The 9210-nt window shown below is 35.0% G+C and carries 15 protein-coding genes and 1 pseudogene; all 16 read left to right on the forward strand.

The window, feature by feature from the left end; translation table 11 throughout:
- The first annotated feature begins 2 nt into the window (after window positions 1-2).
- The gene (locus A4U55_RS09080; protein ID WP_081248085.1) at window positions 3-797 is read left to right on the forward strand and encodes a hypothetical protein; all 795 of its coding nucleotides are present in this window, start codon (window positions 3-5) and stop codon (window positions 795-797) included.
- 5 nt (window positions 798-802) lie between these two features.
- The gene (locus A4U55_RS01260; RefSeq protein WP_049155721.1) at window positions 803-1174 is read left to right on the forward strand and encodes a hypothetical protein; all 372 of its coding nucleotides are present in this window, start codon (window positions 803-805) and stop codon (window positions 1172-1174) included.
- A gap of 38 nt (window positions 1175-1212) precedes the next feature.
- Window positions 1213-2274 (forward strand): VENN motif pre-toxin domain-containing protein, encoded by a 1062-nt coding sequence (locus tag A4U55_RS09355; protein ID WP_406564502.1) that lies wholly within the window; start codon window positions 1213-1215, stop codon window positions 2272-2274.
- Complete coding sequence (locus tag A4U55_RS01270; protein WP_063453930.1) at window positions 2267-2626, forward strand: DMP12 family DNA mimic protein; 360 nt, start codon at window positions 2267-2269, stop codon at window positions 2624-2626. Before A4U55_RS09355 ends, A4U55_RS01270 begins: the two co-directional genes overlap by 8 nt.
- Window positions 2627-2913: 287 nt before the next feature.
- Complete coding sequence (locus tag A4U55_RS08730) at window positions 2914-3702, forward strand: VENN motif pre-toxin domain-containing protein (RefSeq protein ID WP_080534130.1); 789 nt, start codon at window positions 2914-2916, stop codon at window positions 3700-3702.
- 391 nt (window positions 3703-4093) lie between these two features.
- Entirely contained in the window at window positions 4094-4411 is a 318-nt protein-coding gene (locus A4U55_RS01285; protein ID WP_003659605.1) for a VENN motif pre-toxin domain-containing protein, read from the forward strand.
- Between the two features lie 134 nt (window positions 4412-4545).
- Entirely contained in the window at window positions 4546-5082 is a 537-nt protein-coding gene (locus tag A4U55_RS01290) for a hypothetical protein (protein ID WP_049155698.1), read from the forward strand.
- Between the two features lie 127 nt (window positions 5083-5209).
- Window positions 5210-5998 (forward strand): VENN motif pre-toxin domain-containing protein, encoded by a 789-nt coding sequence (locus A4U55_RS08735; protein WP_105212864.1) that lies wholly within the window; start codon window positions 5210-5212, stop codon window positions 5996-5998.
- An 8-nt stretch (window positions 5999-6006) separates the two neighbouring features.
- Window positions 6007-6471, forward strand: a complete 465-nt coding sequence (locus A4U55_RS01300) for a hypothetical protein (RefSeq protein WP_003662480.1) — start codon at window positions 6007-6009, stop codon at window positions 6469-6471.
- 208 nt (window positions 6472-6679) lie between these two features.
- Complete coding sequence (locus A4U55_RS01305) at window positions 6680-6952, forward strand: colicin immunity domain-containing protein (RefSeq protein WP_003662477.1); 273 nt, start codon at window positions 6680-6682, stop codon at window positions 6950-6952.
- Between the two features lie 139 nt (window positions 6953-7091).
- The gene (locus A4U55_RS01310; RefSeq protein WP_036366545.1) at window positions 7092-7580 is read left to right on the forward strand and encodes a hypothetical protein; all 489 of its coding nucleotides are present in this window, start codon (window positions 7092-7094) and stop codon (window positions 7578-7580) included.
- A 48-nt stretch (window positions 7581-7628) separates the two neighbouring features.
- A complete protein-coding gene (locus A4U55_RS09375; RefSeq protein ID WP_063453931.1) occupies window positions 7629-7820 on the forward strand; it encodes a GH-E family nuclease in 192 nt (63 codons plus the stop codon).
- Complete coding sequence (locus A4U55_RS01320; protein ID WP_042510283.1) at window positions 7820-8380, forward strand: ankyrin repeat domain-containing protein; 561 nt, start codon at window positions 7820-7822, stop codon at window positions 8378-8380. The genes A4U55_RS09375 and A4U55_RS01320 overlap by 1 nt, the downstream gene beginning before the upstream one ends.
- Window positions 8362-8565, forward strand: coding sequence for a GH-E family nuclease (locus tag A4U55_RS09380; protein WP_111738269.1), 204 nt, complete (start codon window positions 8362-8364; stop codon window positions 8563-8565). The genes A4U55_RS01320 and A4U55_RS09380 overlap by 19 nt, the downstream gene beginning before the upstream one ends.
- Window positions 8565-9086 carry an ankyrin repeat domain-containing protein gene (locus tag A4U55_RS01325; RefSeq protein WP_063453932.1) on the forward strand — a complete coding sequence of 174 codons (522 nt, stop codon included), beginning with the start codon at window positions 8565-8567 and terminating at the stop codon, window positions 9084-9086. Before A4U55_RS09380 ends, A4U55_RS01325 begins: the two co-directional genes overlap by 1 nt.
- A 36-nt stretch (window positions 9087-9122) precedes the next feature.
- Window positions 9123-9210, forward strand: a pseudogene (locus tag A4U55_RS09415) (VENN motif pre-toxin domain-containing protein); the annotation flags it as partial.

Here is a 9210-nt window from a genome sequence, read left to right on the forward strand (position 1 = left end):
GTGTGGCAGCGGAGGCGGTGAGGTGGAATGGTACAGCTCAAATTTTTTATTATAATGAGCTTGAGGAAATAAAAAATGATATAGATGGCACTTATGTAAAGGAGCAATTACAAGCCATTACGAATATTTCAGATGATCTCGCTGAGTTGTTGGAAAATGTTGTTTATCTGAAAAACACTCGAGGGGATTTTATTGTATGTTTCAGACATTCAGGTGAATCATGCCAACCTCGCTCGGGACAAAGATATGCAACACAACAAGAAATTAGACAAGGTTATATTGATGTTGCGATTGAAATTATTCCCAATCGCAGACTTGAAACATCGGTTAAAGTTGTTACCAAGCGTGGAGCTAGGACTGTCTCGGAAGCAGTCATTGAAAAACCAACAAATAATCAAAGCAAACCCTCTCACAGGGCTGCAGTATATATACCAAGAGATCAAGAGCTACGAGAATTATTTACAGCGACAAACCCAAGAGTAGGAGTAAGAATTGGAAACCGTACGCTACTACCAGAGTCAAACAGCCAAGGACTTGTAAGAGTATTTAGGGGTGCGAGCGATGCTGAGGTCAAACAGTATTTTACAGAGTTGACGGGTAAGCCTTTGCCTCAACCAAGAGAAATAACTATTGGTAGGAATAAGGGGTTATTATATGCAGTAAAAACTGAAAATGGTAGTTATAATTTGAGGAGTGTAGCAAGTAGCCAGAGTCGAACAGGTCTTGTTTGGACGATTGATATTCCCAAATCTGCCACAGGAACGACCAAAAACCCAGAAATTAAATTTTTAAGGTGATAACTATGATTTATATACCTGAAAAGGTTAAAAAAGAGATGCTTGAAACTTCAAAAAACCTATGGTTATCAGCACTATTCAGTGCTGTTTCGAGCTATTGTGTTGGCATAAACTTTGAGCAACACAAAGAGATATTCTTTCAGCTTATCAAAGAAGCCTTAGACGCAGACTTAATCAAATTTATACCACCTAATGGTATTTGGTATGAAGGATATGACATTTGGGATGTCTCATCAGATGAAATTGTTGCCTATCTTAGAGATAATTTTCCTAAAGATGCAACGGATGAACTTGATGAAGATGTAAATTTGTATTTTTATATCACTGCTCCAGCTGTCCTATGGCGTCAAGATGATGGCAGTTATTATGGCAGTTAAATCAATTCCCTAACACCCAAGTCACTGTTGGCGGTGATTTGATTGTCAAAAGCCGTCAAGACACTTATCAATACACTCATGATCAAAAACAAGCAGGATTTAGTGCCGATGTTGGCTTTAATGGCAAACCCCAAAGCTTTAGTATCAATGGTGGCAAAACGGATGTAGATGACTCAAATACCCTAACCCAAGCACAAAAAGACAAACTCATCAACCAAGCCAAACTGATTGCAGGCATCACCGCTGCCTTTGCTGGTGAAGATGTCAATGTGGCTGCTGGTGTGGCAGCGGAGGCGGTGAGGTGGAATCATCTTTCAAGAGGTATTCTTGGGCTTGGCTCAGATGAAGATAAAGAGTTTGTAGAAGAATATATCAAATACTGTGGCTCAGGCCCAGCCACTAGCTGTAGCACCATCATGCAAAAATGGAAACAGGTTAGCTATAAAAAGAATGCTGGTCTAAATGATGTGCAGATTCAAGATTGGGAATCAAGTGTTAATCAAATATACAAACATTATATAGGATATTGCAAAAATACCGATGCATCTTGTAATGCTATATTAAGAATGGCCAAAGACTATTACATGGTTTCTTATGGTGGCATGAAGGAGATGCTAATCCAAATGGAATTAAGCATGTACACCTACCTTAATGGCGGTGTAGCAGCAATCAAAAACCAAACAATTCCATATATTGCTGAAGGTGTAAATGGTGTTGTAAATTTAGGAAAGCCTAGAACAAATGGCGGAGCTCAAGTTCAGAGGGCTACAAATGACGCTGTTCGAAAAAGACGAGAGTCCTATATTCGTTATAGCCCAAATTGGTCTTCGGGAAGCTTCAAGGCTTCTTATAGAAAATTAACACCTAACGCAAAAGGAAAAGTGAGTGATGATAGGGTAAAAACCAGATATATCAGCTCCGATGGTAGATACACCATAATCAAAGATAATGAAAATAACTATTATCGGATATATGATAATAGCAGAGGTCAGTATCTTGATAGCAATGGCAATATTGTCTCAACTGGACATTTACAAGGCAAAGATGCCAAAGATTATGTTCAGCAAAAAACCCATATTAGGAATTTAGATAATGAGTAATACCAGATTATATCCAGTATTTTGTCTTGAGAGGAATATAGAAATTAATGATCTTCCTAAAATGATTGACTGGGCATATGCAAATGCAGGTAGTCAAACTGTTGTTATTCTAAATGAGGAGGAGGTTCGGTATTATCAAAGCACGGGGCTGTGGGGGATAATATCGGAAGAAACAGATAATTGGCTGTTTGGATTACATGAGGATGACTGGATTTTTGATTTCGATATTATGCAAAACATTATTAATGCCATCAATAGCAAGTATATTAAGATAGACCAGACGGTTGGCAAAATATTATTCATATTGGATTATGCTATTGCAAATCAAAAATCAGTGGTGTTTTATTTGTGATGAAGCATGGTAGATACCATCTCTCCCACCCCAAGCCCACGTAGGCTGGGCTTAGTGAAAAGAAAACCTAACAAATATTTATTAAAAATCATCATGTTGGGTTACACTGTCGCTAACCCAACCTAAGAGCTCAAAACATCTTCAAAGACATCATCCATGACATCGATGGTGATACACTAGCACGCAACATCGCTCATAAACTTGCCGCAGGTTTAACAGGCTGTCTATCTGCCAAAGCGGCAGGAAATCGTTGTGAAGCAGGCAGCATTGGTGCTGTCGTTGGTGAGATGTGGGGTGATTATCAAGTAGATGACTCAAACACCCTAACCCAAGCACAAAAAGACAAACTCATCAATCAAGCCAAACTGATTGCAGGCATCACCGCTGCCTTTGCTGGTGAAGATGTCAATGTGGCTGCTGGTGTGGCAGCGGAGGCGGTGGAGAATAATGCTGTCAATAAAAGTCAATCAGGAAATATCATTGCATTTATTGAATTTTTTAATAACACAAACACAAAAATGGGTCAGCTGGTTGGTAGCGATGCAGAAAAGGCAATGTTAAGGCTAAATGATACTAATTTCAAACTAATGCCAAGTGTAACGCCTCCATTTAATGGTATAAATGACAGATATATATACACGACAAAAGGTGGTTGGATTGATATGGTTCATTTCTTATTTTATGCAAGTGAGGCATATAGCCATAAAAAGGAAATGATGGAAAATCCTTCCACCTCCTATTTAGGTCTTACGCAACAAGAAATAGTTAGTAAATCTATAAACCATGCGGTGAAGCGTGGTTATTTACAGGAAAAACTCGATAGTATAAAAGCCCCTCATTCTGCGTATTCATATGAAGATCTACCCTCCGATTACTATGGGGCGGTATTTGGTACAAATCATTTTGACCCAAAATCAAAAATAAGTTTTGGTCAACAAATTTATAATTATTTTAAACAAGAATTAGATGTTAAGTCCCCATATCATGCACCAAACTACAATGATTTACCAGATATTGACAACAAAAAACATTCTGGCATTTTTAACAGAACTATTAACCCAATGTTTATACCATGAATAAAAAATATTTCTATTATTTCATATTTTGTTTGCTTTTATTTGCATCATATATGTTTGTATTAAAAGACAAAAAAATGTCAAAAGAAAGACTTCAATATCTTATAAATAAGATAGATGATTACAATACCAGTTATGGCACATACCCAAAATCAATAAATAATATCGGTATACCGTTAGATGGAAACAACCACAGAGAAAGTTTTTGCAATATGCATGAGACTATGCTAGATGGTTGGGGTTATTGCTATTACGCCTATTATGATGAATCAAATGATTATGTAATATACATATATTCCTACTTGTATATTTCCAGTTATTCAAGCCTCACTCAAGAAAAAGAAACATATTTATTTATCTATCAGGATATATAAGTGCCATCATCGGTGAGATGGTTGGGGATTGGTTAGTTACAGAAAAACTCAAGCAAAGCATTGAATCAGGTGAGATAAAACTAGGCTCAGATGAGTACAACAAACTTCTAAATACTGTCAAGATTACCGCAGGTGCTATCGCCCTACTGTATGACTTTGATGTGGATACAGCGGTAAATGAAGCTTTAGTGGCGGTTGAGAATAATGGCTTAAAAGCTGTTGTAAGCTCTTTAAAAATCGGTAATAAGCTAAGAAATATATACAAGAAAAATAATCGCTTAACATGGGCGGATGCTCGACAAGCAGCAATAGTGGGGCTAGAGCGGACTATATAGATCCTAATACACAATGGAAAATATCACCAGATAGGGGAAATTCTCCCCATGCAGGCAGTGCATGGAAATTAATAAATTCCAAAGGTAGAAGAGTGGGAACAATTTCTAAAGATGGTATATTTTTGCGAGATTAAATGATGATTTATTTTGATTTTAACAATGAAAAGATTTTGGATAGTTTGAAAGCAACTTTAACTAGAGATAACTTAGGTGATTTGTATATAGATTTACAAAAAACACCACCTAAAAATATCAAAACATATTTTTCAATTTCATACTTTGATCATATTTTAAGCGAGGAAGAATATATAAATGAAAAGTTTGTATGCTATTCAAACATCACGAAATCATCTAGTGATAACCTAATAGCAGAAATGAACAAAGTTATGAATAATTTTCTGCGTTTATATGATTTTTTATTTGATTTAAATGATGATTTTGTATATATAGACAATAATTCATCAATTATTAAAACAAAAAATAAAGATTTATATGTAAGAAATGTCATTAATGGTTTAAAAGAACGACCTTTGTGTACTTTGGTTTTTTCAAATCTGAAATTAATGGTTGAAATTGGATACGACTTAACGCATCATTTTTATTTTGTTGAGAATACTCATTTTGAAAAAATAAAGGAAATGGTATTATTAAATAAATTATTTATAATATGATTTATGTTGCAATGCAGACACCATTGGTGCCATTCATAAGCTTGCCGCTGGCATGGCAAGCTGTCTATCTGCCAAAGCAGCAGGAAATCGTTGTGAAGCAGGCAGCATCGGTGCAGTAGTCGGTGAGATGTGGGGTGATCATCAAGTAGATGACCCAAACACCCTAGCCCAAGCACAAAAAGACAAACTCATCAATCAAGCCAAACTGATTGCAGGCATCACCGCTGCCTTTGCTGGTGAAGATGTCAATGTCGCTGCTGGTGTGGCAGCAGAGGCGGTGAGGTGGAATGCTGTAAATAAGGAGTTGGTCGGGACAGTAAAAGATTTTGAGAATCTACTAAACAATTCCATTCGCAAAGTTGGGTTATTTCAGGGTAATGAAGCTCATCTGTATCTCTTATCATTGAATGAAACCAATTGGATGTTAGAGCCAACACAGACAGGTTACTTTAACAATAAAGCATCTAGATACATCTATACAAAAAAAGGTGGTTGGATTGATATGGTTCATTTCTTATTTTATGCAAGTGAGGCATATAGCCATAAAAAGGAAATGATGGAAAATCCTTCCACCTCCTATTTAGGTCTTACGCAACAAGAAATAGTTAGTAAATCTATAAACCATGCGGTGAAGCGTGGTTATTTACAGGAAAAACTCGATAGTATAAAAGCCCCTCATTCTGCGTATTCATATGAAGATCTACCCTCCGACTACTTTGGAGCAGTTTTCGGAGCCAGTTTCTTTAATCCTAATCTAACCCTAACTTTTGGTCAGCAAATATCTAGCTATTTGAATAATCACTTAATAGCAACCCGCCCTGAGACTGCACCTAACTATAAAGATCTTCCAGAAAAGGATGTGGGAAAACATTCAGGAATAACCAATAAAACAATAAACCCGTTATTTACAAAATAGATAATATGATGAAATTAGAATTACTGCCATATTTTTATGCATTCTCAATGTGGATTATTATCATTTATACATATATTATATTGGCAAAATTAATTAAAATAAAAACTAAAAATTTCATTATTTTAAGTTTTACATTGTTAATAATTTTGTTAACATACAATATCTTATTGCAACAAGAATCAAAAAATCAAACACAAATTAGATTTTATTTTTTACTAGAAAATATAGAGCAATATAAAATCTTGCACGGCAAATTTCCAAACGATTTATCACATCTTCAAGATGTAAATAATGATTACTACTCATGGTGCTCAAAGGATTCATCAAACAAAATTCCTGGAAAGGGTTTGTGTTATTATTATATCAAGAATGGAGAATTCACTCTTGAGGTAATTGGAGATTATAATGATTGGTACTATAATAGCAACACCAAGAAAATATTAGAAAATAATTTTGATAGACATGGCTTGTAAGAAATGAAAATTACAAATTAATTCATGACCCATATAACTTTAAAATTAAATACGATATTAAACATACCCCAAGAAACTAAAAAATTTATTAAAAATCAAGATAAGCGAAAAAATATATTATTGGGTATTATTATTGTATTTGTAATATCTGTTATTTTTTTCGTAATCTTATAAGATACGAGAATTTTTTCAAGAATGGAGTGTTAAGATGAGTGTGTTATTGCTTAATTTTACCAAAGCGTATTTGAATGAAAGAATTAACACAAATTGTTTTGTTGATGCCTATATTGAACTATGGAGAATAGAGAGAGATTTGGGGTTGGCAAATATTGATGATGAGAGACTAAATTTGTTTTTATCATCAATATTTTATATAGTTGATTTATATAATCCAGATAGTGAAAAAGAAGAATACGAGTTTAATGATATTGAATTATATTCAAAAATATCTGAAGAGCTGGCTTTATATGAAGCAAAGTAAGCGTTCGGTTAATTAATATCATTTCGATAGCCCAAAGATGGAGCGACCACCGTCCTGTCATTGCCACTTACAATCTTGATAATATTATTATCAGAACTCCCAAAGATCATGCTGATAAAACAAGTAAGAGAGGTAAAAAATGAGTAATCTAAATGCAGAAAAAATCATCAAAGCAAAGTCTTTAATACAAGAATTGTTAAATGCTGAAAGTTCAGAAGACAGAGAGAATGATATTATGCTTGAATTGGATGACATATTGCCAGACCCAAAATGGAGTGGCTATATCTTTTGGACTAACGACTATTGCACAAAAGAAAATGGACTAGATTATGAAAAATTTTTCCAAAAAATAGAAGAATACGAACTTTCTGATGAGTATAAGCGAAATAAATATATTATCTCGTTGGTCAATGATTTATTAAATAAAAATTTTAACAACAAATTGGAAATGGATATTGTTAATGAGCTTCGCAAGTTAATCCCAAATGAAGATTGGATTGATTGCCTATTTGTCAGCAAATCTTGTTTTTTGGAAAATGGACAGCTTGATGAAAAAGAATTTTTGAAATCCATGGGATTGATTGAGTTTGATGAATCTAACTTAGTATTCCATTTTGAGCACAATTAAGTTTGATATACTCGCAGGCTGTAGATTTTTAATAAATACAGATGATTAGTGTTAGTTGTAGAGCAAACAGGTCTAACCCAAACTCAATTTAATGACTTTATTAATTCTCATCCTGATTATTTCAGACTTGAAAACGCATCGGATAATATGGGTCATCGCAATGAGAAACCTGGCAGTGATGATTTGGGTGAAATCATTAGACATATGAATCAATTTAAACGCAAAAGAGGTATTAAATAATGAATTATGATAAAGATATTGAATTTCAGGGTGCTGAAATTTTATCGTTCTTGAAAAAGGGTATGATTGAAGATGCTTTAATTTTATTTGATAAATTCAAAGAAAATCATTGTATTTTTGATATTTCAGAAAGCTCAAAATGGAACTGGCTTCATCAAATTTTACTAAGTCCTAGTTCTGATAGTTACAAGACTAGCTTATCAGTGAAATACCTCATCAACCAAGGCATCCCCATCAACGCCCAAGATGTTTATGGTATGACCCCATTACACTATGCCATGCGTTCAAAGAATGCTGATGCTGCTATCGCCTTGCTGGAGGCAGGGGCTGACCCTAATATTCCTAATAAAGATGGATTGAGACCTTTATCCATGGTTGGCTATACCAAAGATAGGTTGGATGTACTTGAACTGATGCTCAAAAAAGGTGGCAATGTTCATAACATTATGGGCGATGGCTCTAATAGAACCATTTTGGAAAGTTGGTTGCCAACAGAAAATGAAGAGCAATGGGTGTTTGATATCTATAATTTAATGAAAAAATATGCTCAAAATTTTTAGCAGCTGAGCAAACAGGTCTGACTCAAGCTCAATTTAATGACTTTATTAATTCTCATCCTGATTATTTCAGACTTGAAAACGCATCGGATAATATGGGTCATCGCAATGAGAAACCTGGCAGTGATGATTTGGGTGAAATCATTAGACATATGAATCAATTTAAACGCAAAAGAGGTATTAGATAATGAGTTATGATATGAGCGGTGTGGAGATTTTAGATGCATTATGTTTAGGCAATATTACTCTTGCTGAAAATTTATTAAAACAACACCCACAACACAACTTACTCGCTGTCAATAGCGATAAAAAAAATTGGCTTCACAAAGTCACGGATTCTATGAATCCTGATGAGCCACCACCTGTCACCATCAGCTATCTTATCAACCAAGGCATTCCTATCAATGCCCAAGATGTTTATGGTATGACCCCATTACACTATGCCATGCGTTCAAAGAATGCTGATGCTGCTATCGCCTTGCTGGAGGCAGGGGCTGACCCTAATATTCCTAATAAAGATGGATTGAGACCTTTATCCATGGTTGGCTATACCAAAGATAGGTTGGATGTACTTGAACTGATGCTCAAAAAAGGTGGTAATGTTCATTTTTATAATGGTCATTATGAAGTGTTACAATTATTAGAGTTGTTTTGGAGTCATGACAAAGATTATATCCCTGTTATTGAAATGATGAAACAGTACGCTTGAAAACCTTTTAAAGCCTAATACACAAACACCCATACCCTAAATGCTGCCAAACTGATTGCAGGCATCACCGCTGTCTTTGCTGGTGAAGATGTCAATGTGGCTGCTGGTGTGGCAGCGGAGGCGG

It is taken from the genome of Moraxella catarrhalis (genome assembly GCF_001632285.1).
Lineage (GTDB): Bacteria > Pseudomonadota > Gammaproteobacteria > Pseudomonadales > Moraxellaceae > Moraxella > Moraxella catarrhalis.

Coding starts and splice junctions, on each gene's coding strand:
- A4U55_RS01300 (WP_003662480.1), top strand. CDS start 6,007: ATGAAATTAGAATTACTGCCATATTTTTATGCATTCTCAATGTGGATT.
- A4U55_RS01260 (WP_049155721.1), top strand. CDS start 803: ATGATTTATATACCTGAAAAGGTTAAAAAAGAGATGCTTGAAACTTCA.
- A4U55_RS01325 (WP_063453932.1), top strand. CDS start 8,565: ATGAGTTATGATATGAGCGGTGTGGAGATTTTAGATGCATTATGTTTA.
- A4U55_RS01305 (WP_003662477.1), top strand. CDS start 6,680: ATGAGTGTGTTATTGCTTAATTTTACCAAAGCGTATTTGAATGAAAGA.
- A4U55_RS01285 (WP_003659605.1), top strand. CDS start 4,094: ATGGTTGGGGATTGGTTAGTTACAGAAAAACTCAAGCAAAGCATTGAA.
- A4U55_RS08730 (WP_080534130.1), top strand. CDS start 2,914: ATGTGGGGTGATTATCAAGTAGATGACTCAAACACCCTAACCCAAGCA.
- A4U55_RS01320 (WP_042510283.1), top strand. CDS start 7,820: ATGAATTATGATAAAGATATTGAATTTCAGGGTGCTGAAATTTTATCG.
- A4U55_RS01310 (WP_036366545.1), top strand. CDS start 7,092: ATGAGTAATCTAAATGCAGAAAAAATCATCAAAGCAAAGTCTTTAATA.
- A4U55_RS08735 (WP_105212864.1), top strand. CDS start 5,210: ATGTGGGGTGATCATCAAGTAGATGACCCAAACACCCTAGCCCAAGCA.
- A4U55_RS01290 (WP_049155698.1), top strand. CDS start 4,546: ATGATGATTTATTTTGATTTTAACAATGAAAAGATTTTGGATAGTTTG.
- A4U55_RS01270 (WP_063453930.1), top strand. CDS start 2,267: ATGAGTAATACCAGATTATATCCAGTATTTTGTCTTGAGAGGAATATA.